Origin of the sequence: Paraburkholderia susongensis (assembly GCF_900177725.1) — a bacterium.
In the GTDB taxonomy this organism is placed as follows: Bacteria; Pseudomonadota; Gammaproteobacteria; order Burkholderiales; family Burkholderiaceae; genus Paraburkholderia; species Paraburkholderia susongensis.
Genome location: NZ_FXAT01000004.1, coordinates 113,170 through 138,598, shown reverse-complemented (window position 1 = coordinate 138,598; position 25,429 = coordinate 113,170). Strand labels below are relative to the sequence as shown.

21 protein-coding genes and 1 pseudogene are annotated in these 25,429 nt (G+C 64.8%); 13 read left to right on the top strand and 9 right to left on the bottom strand.

Annotated features, from left to right (window positions below; all coding sequences use genetic code 11):
* Positions 1 to 517 precede the first annotated feature (517 nt).
* Both B9Z01_RS13525 and B9Z01_RS13520 read left to right on the top strand, forming a co-directional pair.
* Positions 518 to 880, top strand: coding sequence for a hypothetical protein (locus B9Z01_RS13525; protein ID WP_338047368.1), 363 nt, complete (start codon positions 518 to 520; stop codon positions 878 to 880).
* Between the two features lie 218 nt (positions 881 to 1,098).
* Positions 1,099 to 1,917: a mechanosensitive ion channel family protein gene (locus B9Z01_RS13520; RefSeq protein WP_085483763.1), complete on the top strand. Its 819-nt coding sequence runs from the start codon at positions 1,099 to 1,101 to the stop codon at positions 1,915 to 1,917.
* A gap of 172 nt (positions 1,918 to 2,089) precedes the next feature.
* Here B9Z01_RS13520 and B9Z01_RS13515 read toward each other — a convergent pair whose 3' ends face one another.
* Positions 2,090 to 2,761 (bottom strand): VTT domain-containing protein, encoded by a 672-nt coding sequence (locus B9Z01_RS13515; protein WP_085483761.1) that lies wholly within the window; start codon positions 2,759 to 2,761, stop codon positions 2,090 to 2,092.
* 229 nt (positions 2,762 to 2,990) lie between these two features.
* Between B9Z01_RS13515 and mutL the strand changes: the two genes are divergently transcribed.
* Together mutL and miaA are read left to right on the top strand one after the other, a co-directional pair.
* Positions 2,991 to 5,090, top strand: coding sequence for a DNA mismatch repair endonuclease MutL (gene mutL / locus B9Z01_RS13510; protein WP_085483759.1), 2,100 nt, complete (start codon positions 2,991 to 2,993; stop codon positions 5,088 to 5,090).
* 49 nt (positions 5,091 to 5,139) lie between these two features.
* Positions 5,140 to 6,087 carry a tRNA (adenosine(37)-N6)-dimethylallyltransferase MiaA gene (miaA, locus tag B9Z01_RS13505; protein WP_085483757.1) on the top strand — a complete coding sequence of 316 codons (948 nt, stop codon included), beginning with the start codon at positions 5,140 to 5,142 and terminating at the stop codon, positions 6,085 to 6,087.
* Positions 6,088 to 6,215: 128 nt separating this feature from the next.
* On the opposite strand, the gene purM is transcribed toward miaA, so the two are convergent.
* Positions 6,216 to 7,283 carry a phosphoribosylformylglycinamidine cyclo-ligase gene (gene purM, locus B9Z01_RS13500; protein ID WP_085483755.1) on the bottom strand — a complete coding sequence of 356 codons (1,068 nt, stop codon included), beginning with the start codon at positions 7,281 to 7,283 and terminating at the stop codon, positions 6,216 to 6,218.
* Positions 7,284 to 7,576: 293 nt separating this feature from the next.
* Here purM and hda point away from each other — a divergent pair.
* The 6 genes and pseudogenes from hda to panB all read left to right on the top strand — a co-directional run.
* Positions 7,577 to 8,272, top strand: a pseudogene (gene hda, locus B9Z01_RS13495) (DnaA regulatory inactivator Hda); the annotation flags it as partial.
* 199 nt (positions 8,273 to 8,471) lie between these two features.
* The gene (locus B9Z01_RS13490; protein WP_085483753.1) at positions 8,472 to 9,158 is read left to right on the top strand and encodes a histidinol-phosphatase; all 687 of its coding nucleotides are present in this window, start codon (positions 8,472 to 8,474) and stop codon (positions 9,156 to 9,158) included.
* Positions 9,155 to 10,738, top strand: a complete 1,584-nt coding sequence (gene pcnB, locus B9Z01_RS13485) for a polynucleotide adenylyltransferase PcnB (protein WP_085483751.1) — start codon at positions 9,155 to 9,157, stop codon at positions 10,736 to 10,738. The genes B9Z01_RS13490 and pcnB overlap by 4 nt, the downstream gene beginning before the upstream one ends.
* A 48-nt stretch (positions 10,739 to 10,786) precedes the next feature.
* On the top strand, positions 10,787 to 11,332 hold the full coding sequence (folK, locus tag B9Z01_RS13480; RefSeq protein ID WP_085483749.1) for a 2-amino-4-hydroxy-6-hydroxymethyldihydropteridine diphosphokinase: 546 nt from the start codon (positions 10,787 to 10,789) through the stop codon (positions 11,330 to 11,332).
* A complete protein-coding gene (locus tag B9Z01_RS13475) occupies positions 11,329 to 12,009 on the top strand; it encodes a deoxynucleoside kinase (RefSeq protein ID WP_085483747.1) in 681 nt (226 codons plus the stop codon). Before folK ends, B9Z01_RS13475 begins: the two co-directional genes overlap by 4 nt.
* Before the next feature lie 46 nt (positions 12,010 to 12,055).
* Positions 12,056 to 12,871: a 3-methyl-2-oxobutanoate hydroxymethyltransferase gene (gene panB, locus B9Z01_RS13470; protein ID WP_085483745.1), complete on the top strand. Its 816-nt coding sequence runs from the start codon at positions 12,056 to 12,058 to the stop codon at positions 12,869 to 12,871.
* Between the two features lie 59 nt (positions 12,872 to 12,930).
* Here the strand turns inward: panB and B9Z01_RS13465 are convergent, their stop codons facing one another.
* From B9Z01_RS13465 to grpE, 4 genes are all read right to left on the bottom strand, one after another.
* Positions 12,931 to 14,901: a chorismate-binding protein gene (locus B9Z01_RS13465; RefSeq protein ID WP_085483743.1), complete on the bottom strand. Its 1,971-nt coding sequence runs from the start codon at positions 14,899 to 14,901 to the stop codon at positions 12,931 to 12,933.
* Between the two features lie 24 nt (positions 14,902 to 14,925).
* Complete coding sequence (gene dnaJ, locus B9Z01_RS13460) at positions 14,926 to 16,065, bottom strand: molecular chaperone DnaJ (RefSeq protein ID WP_085483741.1); 1,140 nt, start codon at positions 16,063 to 16,065, stop codon at positions 14,926 to 14,928.
* A 269-nt stretch (positions 16,066 to 16,334) separates the two neighbouring features.
* The gene (gene dnaK, locus B9Z01_RS13455) at positions 16,335 to 18,293 is read right to left on the bottom strand and encodes a molecular chaperone DnaK (protein ID WP_085483739.1); all 1,959 of its coding nucleotides are present in this window, start codon (positions 18,291 to 18,293) and stop codon (positions 16,335 to 16,337) included.
* Positions 18,294 to 18,651: 358 nt separating this feature from the next.
* Positions 18,652 to 19,233, bottom strand: coding sequence for a nucleotide exchange factor GrpE (gene grpE, locus B9Z01_RS13450; RefSeq protein WP_085483737.1), 582 nt, complete (start codon positions 19,231 to 19,233; stop codon positions 18,652 to 18,654).
* A 377-nt stretch (positions 19,234 to 19,610) separates the two neighbouring features.
* On the opposite strand from grpE, the gene B9Z01_RS35530 reads away from it, so the two are divergent.
* Positions 19,611 to 19,772 (top strand): hypothetical protein, encoded by a 162-nt coding sequence (locus tag B9Z01_RS35530; protein ID WP_162842037.1) that lies wholly within the window; start codon positions 19,611 to 19,613, stop codon positions 19,770 to 19,772.
* Here B9Z01_RS35530 and B9Z01_RS13445 read toward each other — a convergent pair.
* From B9Z01_RS13445 to hrcA, 3 genes are all read right to left on the bottom strand, one after another.
* Positions 19,744 to 20,151 (bottom strand): RNA-binding S4 domain-containing protein, encoded by a 408-nt coding sequence (locus tag B9Z01_RS13445; RefSeq protein ID WP_085483735.1) that lies wholly within the window; start codon positions 20,149 to 20,151, stop codon positions 19,744 to 19,746. The two genes, B9Z01_RS35530 and B9Z01_RS13445, sit on opposite strands and share 29 nt — an antisense overlap.
* 8 nt (positions 20,152 to 20,159) lie before the next feature.
* Positions 20,160 to 21,230 (bottom strand): ferrochelatase, encoded by a 1,071-nt coding sequence (hemH, locus tag B9Z01_RS13440; protein WP_085483733.1) that lies wholly within the window; start codon positions 21,228 to 21,230, stop codon positions 20,160 to 20,162.
* 182 nt (positions 21,231 to 21,412) lie between these two features.
* Complete coding sequence (hrcA, locus tag B9Z01_RS13435) at positions 21,413 to 22,432, bottom strand: heat-inducible transcriptional repressor HrcA (RefSeq protein WP_085483732.1); 1,020 nt, start codon at positions 22,430 to 22,432, stop codon at positions 21,413 to 21,415.
* A gap of 279 nt (positions 22,433 to 22,711) precedes the next feature.
* Here hrcA and B9Z01_RS13430 point away from each other — a divergent pair, with 279 nt between their 5' ends.
* Positions 22,712 to 23,614 carry an NAD kinase gene (locus B9Z01_RS13430; protein ID WP_085483730.1) on the top strand — a complete coding sequence of 301 codons (903 nt, stop codon included), beginning with the start codon at positions 22,712 to 22,714 and terminating at the stop codon, positions 23,612 to 23,614.
* A 73-nt stretch (positions 23,615 to 23,687) separates the two neighbouring features.
* The gene (recN, locus tag B9Z01_RS13425; protein ID WP_085483728.1) at positions 23,688 to 25,355 is read left to right on the top strand and encodes a DNA repair protein RecN; all 1,668 of its coding nucleotides are present in this window, start codon (positions 23,688 to 23,690) and stop codon (positions 25,353 to 25,355) included.
* Positions 25,356 to 25,429 lie beyond the last annotated feature (74 nt).

Below are 25,429 nucleotides of genomic sequence, written 5' to 3'. Positions count from 1 at the left end.
GCAAAAGAAAAAATCTAACGCTGCTGCTTTCGCGCGCCGCCATCGGCCACACCAGGACATGACGCGCGAGCGTTGACTTTACGCGCAATCCGCCAATCGTGCTGCGAATACATCGGAGTGCAGCAATTAAGTGCGTCTTCTGGAGCGCAAACTCAGGCCGCGCCGCGGGACAGACTACCGCCGGCTAACGACATTGATGTGTCAGATAGGGGGTGAAGTTGTGAGCCGGCGGAATCGTGGTTCTGCCAGCGCGCTTCGGATCGACGATCCGTTGAACACGCCATGACACCACTTCCGTCGATCAAAATTTATATCGCAATCACATATAAAAAAGATCGCAGCCCTCACAGCGATCCGCTATGCATGATGACGTCGAGCGCTTATTTATCGAGACGGAAAGATATGTAATGATCGCCGCCGGGCCAGCAAAGCCCGATACGTCCGAGCCTTGCGCAAGCAGACGTTTCGGCAACGCCGCGACGCACGACGCTTTCATTAGACCGATATGACCAATTTTTTGTTAGATCTCCTTGTCAACCTCGCCCTGTTCGCAATCGTATCGCTCGCCTGTGCGCTGTACAACCGGCTCGGCGCCAGTGCCACACTGAGTGGTCCGCGTATGTTCGCTGTGTTCGCCCTGCTCGCACTCGTGTTCGATGCCGTGCTGACTTTTTTCGTGTTTGCCGATGCCCAGAGCCACTACGGGCAGTTCTCGCGCGCGGCGGCATTTTTCCAGCGTGCGGGCGCCTACGTGCTGGCTATCGTGGCCGCGTTCGTGTTGCATCACGTGGTACGCCGCAGACGCTCGACGAAACTGGACGCCGGCAAGACGATCGTCATCTCCACCTCGCCGTATTCGGAATCGCGTCTGCGCGTCTAAGCCAGCGCGCACCAGCATGACGCCTGACGAAACCCCACCGCGTACGGCGCGAGCCGCGCTTGCGGACAGCGGGAACGGTCCTTGCGCATGCGGGCGCCGTCGGGTATAACTCCCGAAGACCGAGTCTTACCCGTTGCACCCGTCGCTTAAGCATTTGCCGCTGTATTGCTCCACCGTCGTTCAATCAGTCATTGGCAACTTATCCAACGAGGTACATCTTGGATCTCGAAACCGTACGCGTCTTCATCATGACCCGGGGCATCGACCTCGGCACCAAGGTCGTCGGGGCAATCGTCCTGTGGATCGTCGGCCGCTGGGTCATCGGTCTCCTTACAGGGCTGCTGCGCAAGCTGGTCGTGCGCAACGGCCGGGTCGATCCCACACTCGCTCATTATCTCGGCTCGATTGTCGGCGGCCTGCTGAACCTGCTGCTCGTTCTCGCGATTCTGCAGATATTCGGCGTGCAGACCACGTCGTTCGCGGCGTTGCTCGCTGGTCTCGGCCTCGCGATCGGCACCGCATGGGGCGGTCTGCTCGCGCACTTCGCGGCAGGCGTATTCATGCAGGTGCTGCGGCCGTTCAAGGTCGGCGATTTCGTCACCGCAGCCGGCGTCACCGGCACGGTCACGGAACTGGGCCTGTTCGGCACCACGATCGTGACGCCGGACAACGTGACGACGATCGTCGGCAACAACAAGATCTTCTCCGACACGATCTCGAACTACAGCGTGTTGCCGGTGCGCCGCGTCGAGCTGACAGCGAAGATCGCCAATGGCGTCGATCCGGCCGATGCGATGACGCGCTTAAGAGCAGCCATCACGAAAATTCCCAATGTAGTCGAGACCCCCGCGCCGGACGTCGAAGTGTTGAGCTTCACGCCCGAAGGACCGCTGCTGTGCGTGCGACCCTACACGTCGAATCAGAACTACTGGCAGGTCTATTTCGACACGAATCGCGCGATCGTGCAGACCTTCAAGGATGCCGGCTACCCGACGCCGGAGACGCCGCTGGCACCGCGCGCGGTCACGCGTGACTGAACAGGACGGCTGAGTCGGGTAAGCAAAAGCCGCTTCAGCGCAGCACCATGAAAAAAGGCGTCGCGAGATTCGCGACGCCTTTTCTATTTTCATTGACCCGATTTTATTAGCCCGATTTCATTGACCGATACGGGCCGACGATACAGCGCAATGCCGATACGACACTAGCAGGTCAGCGGCTGCCCGCGTTCGCGCCGTTCTTGCGCAGCATCTTCCATAGCGCGCCGAGCAGAACCGGCACGATGGCCGCGCAGATACCGACTAGCACGATCACGTTCAGATACTGACGGATGAACGGAATGTTGCCGAAGAAGTAGCCGAGCAGCACGAGCAGCAGCACCCACAACAGCGCGCCGGTAACATTGAACAACTGGAAGCGGCTCCACGTCATCGTCGAGGCGCCCGCGACGAACGGCGCAAAAGTCCGCACGACCGGAATGAAACGCGCGAGCACGATGGTCTTGCCGCCGTGCTTCTCGTAGAAGTTGTGGGTTTTCTGCAGCGCGGCGCGATCGAGAAAACGCTCGAGCACCGGAATGTGTGAATTGAACACGCGCGGCCCGATAGCCCTCCCGATCAGATAATTGGTGGTATTGCCGGTGACCGCCGCAATCAGCAGCAGCACGATCAACGCCACCAGATTCATCTGCCCGGTCGCGCAGAAAGCGCCGCCGATGAACAGCAGCGAATCGCCCGGTAGAAACGGCAACACGACGAGCCCGGTTTCGGCGAACACGATCAGGAACAGCACCGCGTAGACCCAGGCGCCGTACACGTGAATGAAGTCCCCAAGGAACTTGTCGATGTGCAGGACAAGGTTGGCGAAATGTAGCAACGTATCCAAGGAACGTCCTTTGTTAAACGAATATGAGCGTGGAAAAACTGCCGTCGCGCGACCCGCGCAGCGAGGCGACATGCAGCATGGCAAACCGCTGCGAATTGACCGCGACATGATACAGAAAGTGCCTTACCGCGCTTAAAAATCTGCCGGACTCACCACATGATGAGCCGCACGATCGAGCCACGCGAGGCATGCCCGCGAGCCCCGCGCGCCAAATCGCTATAATTTCGCCATGTCAGAATTTTCCGAAACGCCAGCCGGCTCCCCCGCCGCGGCCACGCGCTCCGACACCGCCGACGCGGCGCCCGCGCCGCGTCCGTTGCGCGCGATCCAGCCCCTTCCCGATCAACTGATCAGCCAGATCGCCGCCGGCGAAGTGGTCGAACGGCCGGCCTCGGTGGTCAAGGAACTGCTCGAAAATGCCCTCGACGCGGGTGCGCAAACGCTGCGCATCCTGCTCGACGAAGGCGGCGTCAAACGCATTTCGATCACCGACGACGGTAGCGGCATCCCCGAGAACGAGCTCGCGCTCGCACTGACGCGCCACGCGACCAGCAAGATCCGTTCGCTCGCCGAACTCGAAGCGGTCGCGACGCTCGGGTTCCGCGGCGAGGCGCTCGCGTCGATTGCGTCGGTCGCACAGATGAGCATTACGAGCCGCACGGCAGACTCGCCGCACGCCGTGCGCATCGACGCGCAAACCGGCGTGCTGAGTCCCGCGGCCGGCACTCAAGGCACGACGATCGAAGTCCGCGAGCTGTACTTCAACACGCCCGCGCGCCGCAAATTCCTGAAAAGCGAACAGACCGAACTCGGCCACTGCCTCGAGCAGATCCGCCGGGCCGCGCTGGCCCGCCCCGACGTCGCGATCTCGGTGCTGCACAACGGCAAGGCCGTCGAACACTGGAACGCGAGCGAACCGCCCGCGCGCGTCGCGAAAATTCTCGGCGACACGTTTGCGACCGCCCATCTACCGCTGGACGAATCCGCCGGGCCGCTCGCGGTCTACGGCTGCGCAGGTCTGCCGACCGCGAGCCGCGGCCGCGCCGATCAGCAGTATTTCTTCGTCAACGGCCGTTTCGTGCGCGACAAGCTGCTGACGCACGCGGTGCGTGCCGCTTACGAAGACGTGCTGCACGGCGAGCGCTTTCCGTCCTACGTGCTGTTCCTCGATCTGCCTCCCGAAGGCGTCGATGTGAACGTGCATCCGTCGAAAATCGAAGTGCGCTTTCGCGATTCGCGCTCGATCCACCAGTTCGTGTTCCACGCGGTGCAGCGCGCGCTCGCGCGGCACGCGGGCGCGTCGCCGGAAACGACGGCGGGCGGGCACGCCGCGCATCTGGAGCCGTCCGCGGGCGGGCCGGCTTCGTTCGGCTCGACGCCTTTGGGCGGCGCAGGCGGTGCGGATCGCACGAGCGATGCCACCGGTTTCGGCGCGTCGAGCGGCCCGAGTGGCCGGAGCGGTTCCCCGGGCGCGGGCGAACGCAGCGGCTTCGGCGGATTCGGGGGCGCGCAGTCTGGCAACACCTGGATGCGCCAGGCGCGCATGACCCAAGGCACGCTGCCCGTCGCGCAACCGCTGGCAGGCTACGACGCGCTGTTTGGCCGCAAGGACCCGCTCGCCGGTCGAGTGGAAGGCGCATCGCTTTTCGAAGCGCGCGACTCGGCCGCCGAAACAGCGCCACCGTACGACACGACGGCGCCGTTTTCCGCAGCGCCGTCGGCCTCCGCCACGTTCAGCGCCGACGACCAGCCGCTCGGCTTCGCGCTCGGCCAGGTCCACGGCATCTACGTGCTCGCGCAGAACCGCCTCGGGCTCGTGATCGTCGACATGCACGCCGCGCACGAACGCATCCTCTACGAGCAGTTCAAGAACGCGCTTGCCGATCGCGCGATCGCCGTGCAGCCGTTGCTGATCCCGCAGACGATGCAAGCCGATCCCGTCGAAATCGGCACGGTCGAGGAAGAACGCGACACGCTCGACGCGCTCGGCTTCGACCTCGCCGTGCTCTCGCCGACCACCCTCGCGATCCGCGCGGTCCCCGCGCTGCTGAAGGACGCCGATCTGCAATCGCTCGCGCGCGCGGTCCTCGCCGACCTGCACGCGTTCGGCGGCTCGCGCGTGTTGACCGAGCGTCAGCACGAACTGCTCGGCACGCTTGCCTGCCATCACGCAGTGCGCGCGAACCGGCGCCTGACGCTCGACGAAATGAACGCGCTCCTGCGTCAGATGGAAGCGACCGAGCGCGCCGACCAATGCAACCACGGGCGGCCGACCTGGTATCAGCTAACGCTGTCCGATCTCGACCGGCTGTTCATGCGCGGACAGTGAGCGCGTCGCATCCGATGAGTCCGCTTTTCCGGCGCGTGCCGGCTTGCCCATGACGCCACACCCTCCCACACCGATCCCCTGCCTGCTCGGCCCGACCGCGTCCGGCAAGACCGCCGCCGCGCTCGCGCTCGCCGCGCGGCGGCCGGTCGAGATCATCAGCGTCGACTCGGCGCTCGTCTATCGCGAGATGGACATCGGCACCGCCAAGCCGACCGCGGAAGAACGCGCGCTCGCGCCGCATCATCTGATCGATATCGTCGATCCAGCCGACGCCTATTCGGCCGCGCAATTTCGCGACGACACGTTGCGGCTCGTCGGCGAAATCCTCGCGCGCGGGCGGCTGCCGCTGCTGGTCGGCGGCACGATGCTTTACTACAAGGCGCTCACCCAGGGGCTCAACGACCTGCCCGCCGCCGACCCGACCGTGCGCGCGACGCTCGACGCCGACGCCGCGCGCGACGGCTGGCCCGCGTTGCACGCGCGGCTCGCCGCGCTCGATCCGGTCACGGCCGCGCGTCTCGCGCCGAACGACTCGCAGCGTATCCAGCGCGCGCTCGAGGTGTTCATGCTGACCGGACAGCCGATGTCGACGCTGCTCGCCGCACCCGCGCACACCGGCGCGGCCGCGTCGGCCTGGCGCTTCGTGCCGTTCGCGCTTGAGCCATCCGAGCGCGGCGTGCTGCACGCGCGCATCGAGCAGCGCTTCGATGCGATGCTCGCGAACGGTTTCGTCGACGAAGTGGTGAAGCTGCGCGCGCGCGGCGATTTGCAGCCCGAGATGCCATCGATGCGCTGCGTCGGCTATCGGCAGGTGTGGGAATACCTCGACGGCGCGGTCAATTACCGGACCATGCGCGACAAGGGCATTTTCGCGACGCGTCAGTTATGCAAGCGGCAGCTCACGTGGTTGCGCGGCATGACGGAGCGAAAGGTGGTGGATTGCTGCGATCCGCACGCGACGGCGCGAGTGGTTGATCTGATCGAAGCGCTGGTCTGAAGCGCCGGGCTAAGCGGGGGAATCGGGGGAATCGGGAAAAGGACCTGAAGCGAGGAGTTTGAAGCGAGCCTGAACAGCACGGCCCGCGCGGCGCCTTTGCGCACGCCGCGCGGGCCGTCAAAAAACTTTTAGACCACGACCGTCTGCGCTTCACCGGCCGCGCTTTCGCGAATCACGCCGATCTTCCAGACCTGCTCGCCCGCCGCGGACAGCAGACCGATCGCCGCCTCGGCGTCAGCCGCCGAGAGCACCACCGCCATGCCGATGCCGCAATTGAACACGCGGTGCATTTCCGCATCCGCGACACCGCCGTGCTTCTGCAGCCACGAGAACAGCGGCGGCAGCGGCCACGCGCGATGATCGAGCTCGGCCGTGAGACCTTCGCGCAATACGCGCGGAATGTTCTCGACGAGGCCGCCACCCGTGATGTGCGCCATGCCCTTGACCTCGATCTGCTGCATCAGCGCGAGCAGCGGCTTCACGTAGATGCGCGTCGGCGCCATCAGCGCGTCGGCGAGCGTGCGGCCGTCGAAGTCCGCGTTCAGATCGGGATTGGCGCGCTCGATGATCTTGCGCACCAGCGAAAAACCATTCGAATGGATGCCGCTCGACGCGAGACCGAGCACCACGTCGCCCGGAGCGATCTTGCTGCCGTCGATGATCTTGCTCTTTTCCACCGCGCCGACCGCGAAGCCGGCCAGATCGTATTCGCCGTCCGGGTACATGCCCGGCATTTCCGCGGTTTCGCCGCCGATCAGCGCGCATCCCGACAGTTCGCAACCGTGAGCGATGCCCTTCACGACCGTGGCCGCCGTACCGACCTCGAGCTTGCCGCAGGCGAAATAGTCGAGGAAGAACAGCGGCTCGGCGCCCTGCACGAGAATGTCGTTGACGCTCATCGCCACCAGATCCTGGCCCACCGTGTCGTGCCTGTTCAGCTGGAACGCGAGGCGCAGCTTGGTGCCGACGCCGTCGGTGCCGGACACGAGCACCGGCTCCTTGTACTTCTTCGGCACTTCGAACAGTGCGCCGAACCCGCCGATGCCGCCCAGCACGCCGTCGCGCAGGGTCTTCTTGGCAAAAGGCTTGATCGCGTCGACAAGGGCGTCGCCCGCGTCGATGTCCACGCCGGCGTCGCGATACGACAAACCTTGGGCCGAATCGGTTGACTGCTGGGTGGATTTCGGTTGATTCATGGGGAAGTGCTCGAAGGTCGGTAAAATACGATTTTACCCGATGCTGGCCGCCTGGCTGGAATTCGCGCGTTCGACACATCAGGGAAACAGGTTTGCAATACAGAGCTTGCAATACGACTTCCCGATGCCGCCGGCGAGCGCGATCCTGTCCGTCGCGATCCGCGAGGCAGGGCGAGCCGCCCCAGCGAGCGTTTCACCACCACCGATTACTGTTTGACCCGCTTGATCGACGTTTCAGGCCCCGAGGTCCGGGCCATTTACAGCCTGAGCCTTATTTCCGGTATTAACCCACTGTGCTTCGTCAACTGACGCTCGATCTCGGCACCCCGCCGCCATCGACATTCGACAATTTCTTCGCCGGCGCGAACGCCGAGCTGGTCACGCGCCTGCGTGAGCTCGACAATGCGCTCGCCGCCGGGCCGCTCGCCGATCGCACCTTCTACGTCTGGGGTGAAACCGGCAGCGGCCGCACGCACCTGCTGCAGGCGCTCGTGCACGAAGCGCCGCCGGGTCATGCGCGCTTCGCCGGTCCGCAGAGCAGCCTCGCCGCGTTCAGCTTCGATCCGCGCGTCGCGCTCTATGCGATCGACGATTGCGACGCACTGTCGGCCGCGCAGCAGATCGCCGTGTTCAATCTGTTCAACGAAGTGCGCGCGCATCCGACGAGCGCGCTGGTCGCCGCGGGCAACGCGCCGCCGATCGGCATGACCGTGCGCGAGGATCTGCGCACGCGCCTGGGCTGGGGCCTCGTGTTCCATCTCGCGCCGCTGCCCGACGAAGCGAAAGCCGCGGTGCTCAAGCACGCGGCGCGCGAGCGCGGCATCATGCTCGCCGACGACGTGCCGGCCTACCTGCTCACGCATTTTCGCCGCGACATGCCGAGCCTGATGGGGCTGCTCGACGCGCTCGACCGCTTCTCGCTCGAACAGAAGCGCGCGGTCACGCTGCCGCTGTTGCGCACGATGCTCGCCTCGCCCGGTGCGAACGAGCGGCGCGGCGCGGCCGCTGGCTCCACCGGCGGCCCGGCCGCATCCGGCGCATCGGGCGCATGTGCCGCCTTGGCCGACTCAACCGCCACCTCATCGGCCGCCTCAGCCGCCACGCTCGCAGGCCCGGACACGGGCGCCTCTCCGGCTGACCCGGCGAGTTCACACGCCGCCTTTTCCGCTTCAAGTAAAATAGGCCCCCATGGCTAACCTCGCACTCTTCGATCTCGACCACACACTCATCCCCACCGACAGCGACCACGAATGGGGCCGCTTCATGGTGAAAAAAGGCATGGTCGACGCCGAAAATTTCGCCCGTGAAAACGACCGCTTCTACGCCGACTACAAGGCCGGCAAGCTCGACATTCACGCCTATCTGATCGCCATGCTCACGCCGCTCGCGAAGTACTCGCGCGCGCAGCTCGCCGACCTCCATGCGCAGTACATGCACGAAGTCATCACGCCGGCCATCCAGCCAGCCGCGCTCGAACTCGTGAAAGAGCACCGCGAAGCGGGCGACCTGTGCTGCGTCGTCACCGCCACCAACGAATTCATCACGCGTCCGATTGCCCAGGCGTTCGGCGTCGATACGCTGATCGCGTGCGAAGCGGAGACCGTCGGCGGCGATCCGCACGGCGCTTACACAGGCCACCCCACCGGCACGCCGAGCTACAAGGAAGGCAAGATCGTACGCACCGAAATGTGGCTCGCCTCGCTCGGCAAGAGCTGGAGCGACTTCGAGCACAGCTATTTCTATAGCGATTCGCACAACGACATCCCGCTGCTCGAAAAAGTCACCGACCCCATCGCGACCAATCCGGACGACACGTTGCGCGCCCATGCGCAAGCCAAAGGCTGGCGCATCCTCGAACTCTTTCAACCCTCGTGATCAAGAAACTCATCCGCAAGCTATTGGGCCAGGACGCGGCGACCGCTGACGGCGCGGCATCCGCCGAGGCCACGGCAGACGCCCCCGGCAGCGCGCCCGCCCGCGCGAAATCCGCCTCCGGCGGCGCCAGCAAGCCGCGCCGCAAAGCCGCGGCCGCGACGGCCCCGCGCGAGCCGGACGTGCCCATCATCATTCCGCACGACGTGCACGGCATCGACCCCACGCTCATTTCGCGCAACGCAATCCGTGTGACCGAAGGGCTGCAGCAGGCGGGCTATCGCGCGTTCATCGTCGGCGGTGCGGTGCGTGACCTGCTGCTCGGCGTGAAGCCGAAAGACTTCGACGTCGCGACCGACGCAACGCCCGAACAGGTGCAGAAACTGTTCCGCCGCGCGCGCATCATCGGCCGCCGGTTCCAGATCGTGCACGTGCAGTTCGGCCAGGAAATCATCGAGACCTCGACGTTCCGCGCGCTCGTCGATCCGCCCGCGGCCGACGCCGCGCCGCCGAAGCGCCTGAAGCGCGACGAACTCGACCGCCGCACCCATGCGGTCGACGCGAGCGGCCGCGTGCTGCGCGACAACGTCTGGGGCGAGCAGCACGAAGACGCCACGCGCCGCGACTTCACGATCAACGCGATGTACTACGATCCGGCCACGCAAACCGTGCTGGACTATCACAACGGCATGGCCGACATGCGCGCCCGTCTGTTGCGCATGATCGGCGACCCGGCCACGCGCTATCGCGAAGATCCGGTGCGCATGCTGCGTGTCGTGCGTTTCGCCGCCAAGCTCGACTTCGACATCGACGACGCCACGCGCGCGCCGATCGCGAAAATGGCCGACCTCATCAACAACGTGCCCGCCGCACGTCTGTTCGACGAGATGCTGAAGCTCATGCTCTCGGGTCACGCGCTCGCCTGTTTGAAGCGGTTGCGCCAGGAAGGCCTGCATCACGGCCTGCTGCCGCTGCTCGACGTCGTGCTCGAACAACCCACCGGCGAGCGCTTCATCTCGCTCGCGCTGTCCAACACGGACGCCCGCGTGCTCGCCGGCAAGCCGGTGTCGCCGGGCTTCCTGTTCGCGACGCTGCTGTGGCACGACGTGCAGCAGCGCTGGCAGAAATTCGAGGCGGACGGCGAGTACCCGGTGCCCGCGCTGCATCGCGCGATGGACGAAGTGCTCGACATGCAGACCGAAAAGCTCGCGATCCACAAGCGCTTCTCGGCCGACATGCGCGAGATCTGGGGCCTGCAGTTGCGTCTCGAGAAGCGCTCGGGCCGAAGCGCGCTGAAGCTGCTGGAACACCAAAGATTTAGAGCAGGGTATGATTTCCTCCTGTTGCGCTGCGCATCGGGCGAACTCGACGAGTCGGTCGGTGCCTGGTGGACGGAGTTCATCGAAGGAGACGCCGCCGCGCGCGAGACATTGCTCACGCAAGGCGGGAAGGACCGGAGCCCAAGAAAACGACGGCGGCGCGGTGGCGCCAGGAACCGCAAATCAGGTGACGGAATGGAGGGCGGCACGCCAGCCGAACGCACGGACAACGACGCGGGCCGCGAAGGCTCGCCCGAAGATTGACGCAGCGTTCGCGGAAGCCGTTGAACGATAGTTGCAGGAAGTTATGCCATGACGGTTGCTTATCTTGGCCTCGGCGCGAATCTCGGGGACGCGCGCCAGACCCTGAAAGACGCGGTGGTGTGCCTCGCCCAACAGCACACCATCACCGTGCTCGCCAAATCGAGCCTGTATCGCACCGCCCCGATCGACGCGGGCGGCGATGACTATTTCAACTGCGTCGTGAAGCTCGAGACGACGCTCCCCGTGCGGCATCTGCTCGCGCTGTGCCACAAGATCGAGCATCAGTTCGGCCGTGAGCGGCCGTTTCGCAATGCTCCGCGCACGCTCGATCTCGACATCCTGCTCTACGGCGAGCAGTCGATCGACGAAGCCGATCTGATCGTCCCGCATCCACGCCTCGTCGAGCGCGCGTTCGCGCTCGTACCGCTCGTCGAGATCGACGAGGCGCTGATCATCCCGCAACACGGCCGCGCCGCCGCGCTGCTCGACGGCGTCAGTGACCAGCGCATCGAAAAGGTGAAGTCGCCCTGCCAATGCCCGCTGCTCAACGCGCTGACCGGCAACGGCTCGGCCGGCAAGGGCCGCTGCGAATGAGTTCGCCGCCGCTCACAGTCACCGCGCCGCAACTGCGCCCGCCGTTCGGCTATATCGCGATCGAAGGGCCTATCGGCGTCGGCAAGACATCGCTCGCGCGGCGCCTCGCGCAACGCTGGTCGATGCAGGAGCTGTTCGAACGCCCGCAGGAGAATCCGTTTCTGGAACGCTTCTATCGCGACACCACGCGCTACGCGCTGCCCGTGCAACTGCACTTCGCACTGCAACGGGCGCAGCAGGCGCAGGAAGTGAGCGCGGCGCAGGCAACCGGCACGCCGCTGATCGCCGATTTCCTCACGCAGAAAAACGACATCTTCGCGCGCCTGACCTTGCAGGAAGACGAGTGGCAACTGTATCGCGCGCTCGCCGCACGGCTCGACGTGAGCGCGCCGGCGCCGGACTTCGTCGTCTATCTGCAGGCGAGCCCCGAGGTGCTGTTCGCGCGCATCCAGAAACGCGCGGTGCCGATGGAACTGCAGATTTCCGACGCGTATCTGCGCGCGCTCTGCGACGCGTACAACGAGTTTTTCTACCACTACGACCGCACGCCCCTATTGACGGTCAACGCCGAACACCTGAATCCGCTCGACTCCGACGCAGACCTTGCGCTGCTCACCGAACGCATCGAGACGATGCGCGGGCGCAAGGAGTTCTTTGTCAAAGGCACGTCGCTCTGAGCGGCTCCAGGCGGCACGGCCATTTCTTTTTTTCATTGGATTGACCATGACTTATTTGCAGGAAGCGAGCCGGAGCGCGATCACCGTGCCGAAACTGCAGGCAATGCGCGACGCGGGAGAAAAGATCGCGATGCTCACCTGCTACGACGCGAGCTTTTCCGCGCTGCTCGATCGCGCGGGCGTCGACGCGCTGCTGATCGGCGACTCGCTCGGCAATGTGCTGCAAGGCCAGGCGACGACGCTGCCGGTGTCGCTTGGCGACATCGCGTATCACACGGCGAGCGTCGCGCGTGCGCGGCCCTCGGCGCTGATCGTCGCGGACCTGCCGTTCGGCACGTACGGCACGCGCGAAGACGCGTTCCGCAGCTCGGTCGAACTGATGCGCGCGGGCGCGCAGATGGTGAAGCTCGAAGGCGGTGAATGGCTCGCGGACACGGTACGCTTTCTGGTCGAGCGCTCGATTCCGGTGTGCGCGCACGTCGGCCTCACGCCGCAGTCGGTGCATGCGTTCGGCGGCTTCAAGGTGCAGGGCAAGACCGAAGCCGGTGCGAGCCAGTTGCTGCGCGATTCGCTCGCGATGCAGGCGGCCGGCGCGCAACTGATCGTGATGGAAGCGATTCCGTCGCAGCTTGCGGGCGAAGTCACGAAGCAGTTGCGCATTCCGACGATCGGCATCGGCGCGGGGCTCGACTGTTCGGGCCAGGTGCTGGTGCTGCACGACATGCTCGGGATTTTCCCGGGCAAGCGTCCGCGCTTCGTGAAAGACTTCATGCAGGGACAGCCGAGCATTCAGGCGGCGGTGGAAGCGTATGTGCGCGCGGTGAAGGAAGGGGCGTTTCCTGGTGCTGAGCACACGTTTTAATGCGGGCGTTTTGAAGTAGGCGTTCTGAAGTACGCGTTCTGATATCCCGCTTCCGTGTTCTAGCGAACGACCCGCGCTGGCACCGCGCCGCGCAACGCGTTGCACACCAGCAGCGCTTCAGCGTTCAGCACATCTGCCTCCGTCAGCACTTTTTCGCCGGCCTGCAGGCCCGATGCCTCTTCGAGCAACACGCCTCGCATCACCCCGGGCAGCACGCCCGACGCCAGCGGCGGCGTCCACCATTGCCCGACGAGCTTCACAAACACGTTCGACCGGCCGCCTTCGGTCAACTCACCCCGCTCGTTGAAAAACAGCGTATCGAACGCGCCCTTCGCTTCGGCTTCGCGCCAGCCGCGGTCGTAGTCGGCGCGGCGCGTTGTTTTGTGGCGCAATAGCGGATCGTCAGCACGTGTCGGCGCGAACTGCTGTCTGGAGCCGAGCAGAACGCCAACGGTCGAATCCGCTAACGGCGCGAGTATCGCGACGGCGATCTGCGCCGTGCCGCTCTTGCCCAATGCGAGCCGCATGCGATACGGCGTTTGCGCAGGCAGTGCCGCGCACTGCGCGGCAATCTGAGCGCGGATGCTGCTTTCGTCGAAGCTGAAGCCGAGCGTCGCGGCGCTCGACGACAGGCGCCGCAAGTGGCGCGCCAGATGCCGCACGCCGTCTTCCCGCGTCGCATACATCGTTTCGAAGAGTTCGAAGCCCGGCTCGGCGCCGGTCAGGAAACGCGCTTTCAATTGACACTCCGCATGTTCGTCGGCGGCGACGCTGTCGAGGACGATGCCCGCACCGATACCCAGGCTGCCTTGCAGAGCGGCCGTCTCGCCCGTTTGCGCGGAGGGTTTCAATGTCAGCGTGCGGATTGCGACCGACAGGCAGAAATCGCCGCAGAGATCACTGCCGGAAGAGCCGTTCGCCGCCGCTTCGCCGGCGTCACCGGCGTCACCGGCAGCGTCCGACTGCAACGCGCCTCCAACACCCGCACGAGGCGCATCGAGCCAGCCGATCGCGCCGGTATAAAGTCCGCGCGGCGTGCTTTCGAGTTCGTCGATCAGTTGCATCGTGCGATGCTTCGGCGCGCCGGTGATCGAGCCGCACGGAAACAGCGCGCGCAGGATCGCGGCGAACGGGGTGCCGTCTGGCAACGCCGCCTCCACCGTCGACGTCATCTGCCAGACCGAGGCATACGGCTCCACCGAAAACAGCGCCGGCACCTTCACCGAGCCGATCTGCGCGACGCGCGACAGATCGTTGCGCAGCAGATCGACGATCATCACGTTCTCGGCGCGGTTTTTCGGATCGTTGGCGAGGAATTCGGCGGTCCGCTGGTCAGCGGCTGGATCGTCCGAGCGCGGGGCCGTGCCCTTCATCGGCCGCGCGCGCAAGGTGGCGCCCTGCTTCTCGACGAACAGCTCCGGCGAGCACGACAGCACCCAAGCGCCGCCCGGCAACGCGATGAGCGCGCCGAACGGCACCGGCTGACGCGCACGCAGGCGCCGGTACAGCGCGACGGGCGGCCCGAATACGTCGAAGCCGAGCCGGTACGTGTAGTTGACCTGATAGGAATCGCCCGCGCGCAGGGCGGCGTGAATCGCCCCGATCGCCGCATTGAACTGCGCGGAATCGACGCTCGCGCGCACGTTGGCTGTGCCCGCGACTGAAGGCTCGAACGCGTCGTTGTCGCGCGCCATCAGCCACGCGTCGACCTCTTCGCGCGAAAGCCTCGCGCAGCGTTCGAACAATAAAAAACGCAGCGCGGCATGGCCACGCTGCGTTTCAGTTTCTGCGAGCCGGCGCGCACCGAGACCCACGAGCGCGCGGCCAAATTCATAATCGGCGAGCACGACGGCGTGCAAACCGCTGCGCGTGTCCGCTACGACGCTTTCGCACACGGCTTCGAGCTGCGCGGCCTCCGTGCAGACCCGCTCATGCGTAAAACCCGTATACAGACGACTCGAACGGCGCGCCGCCGTTGCGCCGCAATCGTCGAGCAGCGCGAACACCGCGCCGCGCTCATCCGCCGTCATGCTTACCGCCAAATCAGACTGCGATTAATCGAAGAAGCTCTTCACCCGATCAAACCAGCTCTTGCTCTGCGGGCTGTGCCGCGAGCCACCTTCCACGAGCGCCTTCTCGAACTGCTTGAGCAGATCGCGCTGCGTATCGGTGAGCTTGACCGGCGTTTCGACCTGCACGTGCACGTACAAATCGCCGGCGATGCTCGAACGCAACCCCTTGATGCCCTTGCCGCGCAGACGGAACGTCTTGCCCGACTGCGTGCCTTCCGGCACGGTGAAGCTCGCGCGGCCCGCGAGCGTCGGCACTTCGATCTCGCCGCCGAGCGCCGCCGTGGTGAACGGAATCGGCATCTGGCAATGCAGGTCGTCGCCGTCGCGCTCGAACACCGAGTGCTGCTTGATGTGAATCTCGACGTAGAGATCGCCCGACGGACCGCCGTTGATGCCCGGCTCGCCGTTGCCGGCCGAGCGGATACGCATGCCGTCGTCGATACCGGCCGGAATCTTCACTTCCAGCGTCTTGGTTTCCTTCACCTTGCCCGCGCCATGGCAGTGGCCGCACGGGTCGGGAATATAGGTGCCGGTGCCGTGGCACTTCGGGCAGGTCTGCTGGATGCTGAAAAAGCCCTGCGACATCCGCACCGAACCCGAACCGCTACAGGTCGGGCAGGTTTCCGGCTTGGTGCCGGGCTTCGCGCCCGAACCATGACAGACTTCGCACGAGACCCAGCTCGGCACGCGGATCTGCGTATCGTAGCCGTGCGCGGCCTGCTCGAGCGTAATTTCCATGCTGTAGCGCAGATCGGCGCCGCGATACACCTGCGGGCCGGCACGGCCGCCGCCGCGTGCAGCGCCCCCGGCCGCCTGGCCGAAGATGTCGCCGAAAATATCGCCGAACGCATCGGCAAAACCGCCGAAGCCTTGCGCGCCGGCCCCGCCCATGTTCGGATCGACGCCCGCGTGGCCGTACTGGTCGTACGCGGCACGCTTTTGCGAGTCCGAGAGCATTTCATAGGCTTCCTTCACCTCCTTGAAATGCTCTTCCGCATCCTTGTTGCCCGGATTGCGGTCGGGGTGGTGCTTCATCGCGAGCTTGCGATAAGCCTTCTTGATTTCGTCGTCGCTCGCGTTCTTTGCGACGCCCAGAACCTCGTAGTAATCCCGTTTCGCCATATCGGTTCAACGCCACTCGCGCAATGCAACGCGGTGGCTCCTCTTGAATGCTGGAGTCTCACGACTCGTCCGGCCGCTGTTTTCGCCCGCTTCGACACGGTTCAAAACAACGCCCTCCATAAAACAAATGTGCCCGGAGAGCCCAAAAGGCTCGCCAGGCGCGATAACCGCTCTTGCACATAGGCCGTCCGAAGGGACGCCGGTCCTACTATGCAGCCGGGCCGCGCACATTGCTGTGCGCGGCTTTACGGTCGGATGACGACCTGGCTTTAGTCCTTCTTCACTTCCTTGAACTCGGCGTCGACCACGTCGTCGGCCTGCTGGCTCGCGCCCGCCGATGCACCGGCACCCGCCGCGCCTGCCGCACCCGCTGCTGCCGCTTCGGCACCTTGCGCAGCCTGCATGTCGGCGTACATCTTCTCGCCCATCTTCTGCGAGGCGGTTGCCACCGCTTCGATCTTCGCTTCGATTGCAGCCTTGTCGCTCGACGCGCTCTTCAGCGTGTCTTCGAGGTCCTTCAGCGCAGCTTCGATCTTTTCCTTCTCGCCGCCTTCCAGCTTGTCGCCGTATTCGGTGAGCGCCTTCTTCGTGCTATGGACGAGCGCGTCACCCTGGTTGCGGGCATCGGCCAGCTCACGCAGCTTGTGATCTTCTTCCGCGTTCGCCTCGGCGTCCTTCACCATCTTCTCGATTTCGGCTTCGGACAAGCCCGAGTTCGCCTTGATCGTGATGCGGTTTTCCTTGCCGGTCGCCTTGTCCTTCGCGCCGACGTGCAGAATGCCGTTCGCGTCGATGTCGAAGCTCACTTCGATCTGCGGCACACCGCGCGGTGCCGGCGGAATGCCTTCGAGGTTGAACTCGCCGAGCAGCTTGTTGCCCGCTGCCATTTCGCGTTCGCCCTGGAACACCTTGATCGTCACGGCGCCCTGATTGTCGTCAGCCGTCGAGTAGACCTGCGCGTGCTTGGTCGGGATCGTGGTGTTCTTGTTGATCATCTTCGTCATCACGCCGCCGAGCGTTTCGATGCCGAGCGACAGCGGGGTCACGTCGAGCAGCAGCACGTCCTTGCGGTCGCCCGAGAGAACCTGGCCCTGAATCGCGGCGCCCACGGCCACGGCTTCGTCCGGGTTCACGTCGCGGCGCGGATCCTTGCCGAAGAACTCCTTGACCTTTTCCTGCACCTTCGGCATGCGGGTCATACCGCCGACCAGAATCACGTCGTCGATTTCGCCGACCTTCACGCCCGCGTCCTTGATCGCGACGCGGCACGGCTCGATGGTGCGTTCGATCAGCTCTTCAACCAGCGCTTCCAGCTTGGCACGCGTGATTTTCAGGTTCAAATGCTTCGGACCCGACGCGTCGGCCGTGATGTACGGCAGGTTGATTTCGGTCTGCTGGCTCGACGACAGTTCGATCTTCGCCTTTTCAGCCGATTCCTTCAGGCGCTGCAGCGCGAGCACGTCTTTCGACAGATCGACGCCCTGCTCCTTCTTGAACTCGCCGATGATGTAGTCGATGATGCGCTGGTCGAAGTCTTCACCGCCGAGGAACGTGTCGCCGTTCGTGGACAGCACTTCGAACTGCATTTCACCGTCGACGTCAGCGATTTCGATGATCGACACGTCGAACGTACCGCCGCCCAGGTCGTACACCGCGATCTTGCGATCGCCTTTTTCAGCCTTGTCCAGACCGAAAGCCAGAGCAGCGGCAGTCGGTTCGTTGATGATGCGCTTGACTTCCAGACCGGCGATGCGGCCAGCGTCCTTGGTTGCCTGGCGCTGGCTGTCGTTGAAGTACGCCGGAACCGTAATCACCGCTTCGGTGACCGGCTCGCCGAGGTAGTCTTCAGCGGTCTTCTTCATCTTGCGCAGCACTTCCGCGGAAATCTGCGGCGGAGCCAGCTTCTGATCGCGCACTTCGACCCATGCGTCGCCGTTGTCGGCCTTCATGATCTTGTACGGCATCAGGCCGATGTCCTTCTGCACTTCCTTTTCTTCGAAGCGGCGGCCGATCAGGCGCTTGACCGCGTACAGCGTGTTCTTCGGATTCGTGACCGACTGACGCTTGGCCGGCGCGCCAACGAGAATCTCGCTGTCTTCCATGTAAGCGATGATCGACGGCGTGGTGCGCGCGCCTTCCGAGTTCTCGATCACCTTGACCGAGTTGCCTTCCATGATCGCCACGCACGAGTTGGTCGTGCCCAGATCGATGCCGATGATTTTGCCCATTTTTACTAATCTCCTGACTTTGATCGCTGCGGGAAGCGCCCTGTTGGCCCATCTGGCCGGGAGGCGCCCGCTCTCAATTCATACCTGCACTCAAAATGAGTGCGGCCACATCGTTTTCAAGACCTCTTTTGCGATGCGGTCTTTAAATTTCTTCAATTGCGGGACTGATTGCCCGAGCCTGCTCCCTCAGCCGGTGCGCCGTCTGCGGCGGAGGCCACCGGCCCGGTTCGCAATGTTCGCGGACGGGGCCCTGAAACCACTGCGGACCGGGCGCGCGGACCGCGTCGGACTGCGCGGGCATCGCCTGCTTCGCAATCTCGCCATTGCAGTACGGCAGGTACCGGAAGCCCCGTGGCGCTTACTTCGGCGCCGCGACGGTCACGAGCGCGGGGCGCAGCACGCGATCAGCGATCACGAAACCCTTTTGCAGCACCGTGACGACGGTGTTCGGCTCCTGCTCGGCCGGCACCATCGAGATAGCCTGATGACGGTGCGGGTCGAACTTCTCGCCGACCGGGTTGATGGCAACGACGCGCCCCTTCTCGAGCGCGCCGCTCAATTGACGCAGCGTGAGTTCGACGCCTTCGCGAACCTTCTGCAGGTCGTCGGACGAGTGGGCGACGGCCGCTTCGAGACTGTCGACCACCGGCAGCAGATGCTCGGCGAAGTTCTCGATCGCGAACTTGTGCGCCTTGGCCACGTCTTCCTGAGCGCGGCGACGCACGTTCTCGGTTTCGGCCTTTGCGCGCAGGAAGCTCTCCTGCAACTCGGCGATCTTCGCCTGAGCTTCGGCCAGCGCCTGTTCGCCGGCTGCCGGCGCTTGCGCCTCGGCGCCCGCGGCCGTTTCCTGGCTGGCGGCTGCGGCCTCGGCGGCCTGACGCGCGGCTTCGTCCGCGGGCGTGGGATTCTGGCTCGTCGGGTTCTCTTGCGTGTTTTCCATGTCGCTGAAAGTCGTTAAAAAGTAAAAGCCAACGGCGGCGCTATCACATGAAACGCCCCGCGATTTGTGCGTTGCAAAATCGCGACACGCGCTTTCGCGCGCAACCGCATATTAAAACTGCAGATGGGGCCGGAAGGAGCCGTTTCAAGCGGCTCCCCGAGGTCTTTTCGCACCACCGGCGGGCAGGCGAAACGCGCCGTAACAACCATTAACGTGGCGCAATCATATTGAGATTGAGTGCGGCCAGTAACTGGCCTATTCTCCATTCATACACCGGAAAAGCCACGTTAACCCTAATCTGACGTAGGCCTTACCGACGTCTGACAGTTGTACCGATTCAGCCTGTTTCGGTCCTCAATCTTCCCAAGGGGATTACCGTGAAACTGACCTTTGCAATCGGGGTGGTCGCATTGGTACTGATCGCGGGCACCACGACCATCTGCATGTCCGGTGCGGTCAACGACCACACCACCGAATACGGCGGAGTGCACGCCACGATGGAGCAGTTTTTCAATCCCCATCTGAAAATCTGTCGATAGAGCGCCGGTCGCGCTTGGTCGGCCGCCCATGCAACGCGGCGGCCGGCTCGCGATACATCCTGCGCCGTTCGTGCTCGACCTGCCGCTTCACCTTGCTCTCCCCGGTTTCCGCATAGAGCGTCTGCGCGACGCTTGCCGGGCCGCGCACGTCACACACGCCCAGCACTTCCACCTGCCACACGATGTGCTCGATCTCGACCTCGACGAGATCGCCAACGCGCACCTCCTTGGCCGGCTTGACGACCGCTCCGCCGATGCGCACCCGCCCTTTCTCGACCGCGTCGGCCGCCAGCGAACGCGTCTTGAAAAAGCGCGCCGCCCACAGCCATTTGTCGATGCGCAGTTTCGCGCCCGGTTCGGTTGAAATGCGGTAATTCATCGGCGTATTCAAGCTCCTGTGGTGTGCGGCACCGGCACCGCCTGCACCGGCCAGCCCTGCAGATTCTGCGCGACGATTTCGCCGAGCGCGGCGATCCAGGGCTGCGACGCATTCAGGCACGCGATCCGGTGAAACTCCTTGCCGCCCGCGTGCAGAAACTCGTCACGCACTTCCATGCCGACTTCCTCGATCGTTTCGAGGCAATCGGCGGTAAAGCCCGGACAGAACACGTCGGCACGCCGCACGCCGGCCGCGCCCAACTCCTTGAGCGTGGGCGCCGTGTAGGGCTGCAGCCACTCGGCCTTGCCGAAGCGCGACTGGAACGTGATGCGGCATTCGACCGGCGTGAGCTCGAGCGCCTGCATAAGCAGCGTACCGGTCTGCTGGCATTGCTCGTGGTAGGGGTCGCCGAGATCGAGGGTGCGCTTGGGCACGCCGTGAAAACTGAGCACCAGCTTGTCGCCTGCCGCGAAGTCGGGGCGGCCGTGCTGATGCCAGTAATGGCGCACCTGCGCGGCGAGCGCCGCGATGTACGCCGGATGATCGGCGTACTGGCGCACCGTGCGGATTTCCGGCTGGTTGCGCATGCGCTTCAGTGCCGAAAAGGCGTCGTCGAAAGCGGTGGCGGTGGTCGACGCCGAGTATTGCGGATACATCGGCATCAGCAGCACGCGCTCGGCGCCCGCGAGCTTCAACTGGTTCAGCATCGCCGGAATGCCGGGCGTGCCGTAGCGCATCGCGTAGTCGACGAGCACCGTGTAGTCGTTCACCTGCAGCAGATGGCGCAAGCCTTCCACCTGCTTTTCCGTATGCACGCGCAGCGGCGAGCCCTCGGGCATCCAGACCGCCGCGTACTTCTTCGCGGAACTGCGGCCGCGAGACGGCAAAATCAGCAGACGCAGAATGATCTGCCAGAGCAGCGCCGGAATTTCGACCACGCGCGGATCGGACAGAAACTGGGCGAGATAGCGGCGCACCGCGCGCGGCGTCGGCGCGTCGGGCGTGCCGAGATTGATCAGCAACACGGCGACGCGATGCGACGAAGCGTTCTGGGAAGGCCGCTCGAGGTCGAAGCGCATAGGCAACAGAAGTAACCGCTTCACGCGGGAAGTCGATTCAGTGGAGATTCATTATAGCGGCGCAGGTCACGCGCGGCGCCGCCAAGCCCCCTGGCCATTCGGACGATTGGCAGTCCGCGCGCCGTCGCGCATCATTGCCGGCACGGCCCGCGGCAACGCAGGCGCGCAGCGGCCGGCGCAGATTATTTCTGGCTCAAGGTCATGGAGAGCAGCCGCGCGGTGATGTCGACGATCGGAATCACGCGGTTGTAGGCCATGCGGGTCGGCCCGATCACGCCGAGCGTGCCGACGATCTTGCCGTTCACCTCGTACGGCGCGGTGACGACGCTCATTTCCTCGATCGGCACGAGAGTCGATTCGCCGCCGATGAATATTTGCACGCCCGCCGCGTGACTCGACACGTCGAGCAACTGAAGGAGGCTGGTCTTCTGGTCGAACACATCGAACAGCTTGCGCAGGCGCGCCATGTCCGACGAAAGATCGGCGACTTCGAGCAGATTGCGCTCGCCCGAGATCAGCACGGTCTCGCCGGTATCGGATTCGTCGGTGCTCGCGGTGACGGCTGCATGCATCAGCGAGGTCATGTCGCCGCGCAACTCGTCGATTTCCTCGCGCAGGCGGCGCCGCACTTCGTCGAACGAGAGGCCCGCGAAATGCGCATTGATGTAATTGGACGCCTCGACCAGTTGCGACGGCGAGAAGTCGCGCTGAGTGGCGAGGATGCGGTTCTGCACGTCGCCTTCGGGCGTCACGATGATGAGCAGGATGCGCTTGTCGGACAGGCGCATGAACTCGATCTGCTTGAACACGTGGCTGCGGCGCGGCGTAAGCACGACGCCGGCGAACTGCGAGAGGCTGGACAGCACGCTCGCCGCCGCGGCGACGATTTTTTGCGGCTCGCCCGCCTGCAGCGTGGTCTTGATGGTGCGCATCACCGCTTCTTCGTCGGCGGCGGATTCGACCGTCAGCATCGTGTCGACGAAGAGCCGGTAGCCGCGCGGCGTCGGAATGCGCCCCGCCGACGTATGCGGACTGATCACGAGCCCCAGATCCTCGAGATCGGACATCACGTTGCGAATCGTGGCCGGACTCAGCTCGAGGCCCGAATAACGTGACAGCGTGCGCGAGCCGACCGGCTGACCTTCGGCGATGTAGCGCTCAATCAGCGTTTTGAGGAGGGTTTGTGCGCGAGGATCTAGCATGACGGAAAATTTTAGCTCAATGGCTCGACTACCGCGAGCACGCACGGCGCCCGCTCCCGGCCGATGCCTCGCCGCCTGCGGGCGCGCTGCGCGGCTGCGCTTGCACACGGCGCCAGGCTGCTGGCTGCACGCCACACCGCACTTTAACCGGCAAGCATGTCATCAGGTCTTCACCATTCTAACGATAATCGCGACATGCGCCGAAGGCCCGCGTGCACCGGCCCGCCACCGGGTCTGTCTGCGGTTCTTTTCAGGCCCTACCTATGGTGTAATGCCGGCATGCAAGTGACCAGCCAGTTCAAGACCGTCGCGCTCGTCGGGCGCAACAACACGCCGGGCATCAGCGAGCCGCTCACCGCGCTCGCCTCGTGCATCGCGAAGCTTGGCTTCGAAGTCGTGTTCGAAGCCAACACCGCCGCCGAAATCGGCGTGACCGACTATCCGGCGCTGCGGCCTGCCGAGATCGGCGCGCGCGCGGACGTCGCGGTGGTGCTCGGCGGCGACGGCACGATGCTCGGCATCGGCCGCCAGCTCGCGCCTTACCGCACGCCGCTGATCGGCATCAATCACGGGCGGCTCGGCTTCATCACGGACATCCCGATCTCCGACATGCAGGAGACCGTCCCGCAGATGCTCTCCGGCAATTTCGAGCGCGAGGAACGCGTGCTGCTCGAAGCACGCATCATGCGCGACGGCACTCCGATCTACCATGCGCTCGCCTTCAACGACGTGGTGGTCAACCGCAGCGGCTTCTCGGGCATGGCGGAGCTGCGCGTGTCGGTGGACGGGCGCTTCATGTACAACCAGCGCTCGGACGGCCTGATCGTCGCGACGCCAACCGGCTCGACCGCTTACGCGCTGTCCTCGCAAGGACCGATCCTGCATCCGCAGTTGCAAGGCTTCGTGCTCGTGCCGATCGCGCCGCACGCGTTGTCGAATCGGCCGATCGTACTGCCGGACGACTCGAAGGTCAGCATCCAGATCGTTTCCGGGCGCGAAGTGAACGTCAATTTCGACATGCAGTCGTTCACCTCGCTGGCGCTCGGCGACACGATCGAAGTGCGCCGCTCGCGCCACACGGTGCCGATGCTGCATCCGGTCGGCTACAGCTATTACGCGACGCTGCGCAAGAAGCTGCACTGGCACGAGTACCCGTCGCACGAAGAAGACTCCAAGCCCTGAGCGGCGCAGCCATGCCCGAGCACGCCTGCCGCCGCGGTTGACACCTGAACCTCAAGCTCACCACACGACTTCCATGCTTCGCCATCTCTCGATACGCGACTTCGTCATCGTCGCCGCGCTCGACCTCGAATTCGACAGCGGCTTTACCGTTTTCTCGGGCGAAACCGGCGCCGGCAAGTCGATTCTGATCGACGCACTCGCGCTCGCGCTCGGCGCCCGCGCCGATGCGAGCGTGGTGCGCACCGGCGAGAGCCGCGCCGACATCACCGCCGAGTTCGAGACGCACGCGCAGGTCGACGCATGGCTCGACGCGCAGGCGCTCGGCGCGGCCGACGACGGCCAGCACGGCGGCACGGTCATGCTGCGGCGCGTGGTCGACGTGAGCGGCCGCTCGCGCGCGTTCATCAACGGCACGGCGGCAACGCTCGCGCAACTGCGCGAGGTCGGCGAAATGCTTGTCGATATTCACGGCCAGCACGCGCACCAGTTGCTGATGCGCCCGGACGCGCAACGCGAGCTGTTCGACACGCACGCGGGCCTCTCCGACACCGCAGCCGTGGTCACGCGCGCATGGCGCACGTGGCGCGAGAAGGCTCAGGCAGTCGAGCACGCACAGACCCGCGACCGCGAACTGCAACTCGAGCGCGAGCGTCTCGCATGGCAGCTCGCCGAACTCGACAAGCTCGCGCCCCAGCCCGGCGAATGGGAAGAGGTCAACGCCGAGCATAAGCGGCTGTCGCATTCGGCCAATCTGATCGACGGCGTGCAGGGCGCGCTCGGCGCGCTGTCCGAATCGGACGAGGCGATGATCGCGCACCTCGGCTCGATCGTCTCGAAGATGCGCGATCTCGCGGAGATCGACCCGGCTCTGAACGACGTGCTGGCCGCGCTCGAACCGGCTGAAATCCAGTTGCAGGAAGCGGCCTATTCGCTGAGTCATTACGCGCAGAAGCTCGAACTCGATCCCGACCGGCTCGCGCGGGTCGAAAAGCGCCTCGATGCGCTGCACTCGGCCGCGCGCAAATTCCGCCTGCAAGCGGAAACGCTGCCGGAAGAACACGAGGCGCGTCGGGCGCAACTGGCCGCGCTCGACGCGGCCGCCGACCTCGAAGGCCTGCGCGCCGCCGAGGCGCAGGCGAAGGAAGCGTTCCTCGCCGAGGCCAAAAAACTCTCGAAGGCGCGCGCCAAGGCGGGCAAGGCGCTCGGCGAAGCGGTCACGACCGGCATGCAGGAACTGTCGATGAAAGGCGGCAGCTTCGAAGTCGCGCTCGTGCCGCTGCCGGAAGGCGGCGCGCATGGACTCGAGCAGATCGAATTCCGCGTGGCCGGGCATGCCGGCGTGCCGCTGCGGCCACTCGCGAAGGTCGCCTCGGGCGGTGAACTCGCGCGTATCAGCCTCGCGCTCGCGGTCATCGCGAGCGCGGCGAGCCCGACGCCCACGCTGATCTTCGACGAAGTGGACACCGGCATCGGCGGCGGTGTCGCCGAAGTGGTCGGGCGGTTGCTGCATCAACTCGGTGAGGCGCGCCAGGTGCTGTGCGTGACTCACCTGCCGCAGGTCGCCGCGCGCGGCGATCATCATTTCCAGGTCGCGAAGACGGGCAACGGCCAGGGCGGCACAGTGAGCAGCGTGACTTCGCTTGACAAGGCGAGCCGCATCGAGGAAGTCGCGCGGATGCTCGGCGGTCTTGAAATCACGGCGACCACGCGCAAGCACGCGAAGGAAATGCTGGCGGCTTAGGTCGCGGTTTAAGTCGTGGCTCGAGCAGCCTTAAGCAGGCTCAGGCAGAATCAGGCAGCCCCAGGCAAGTTGGC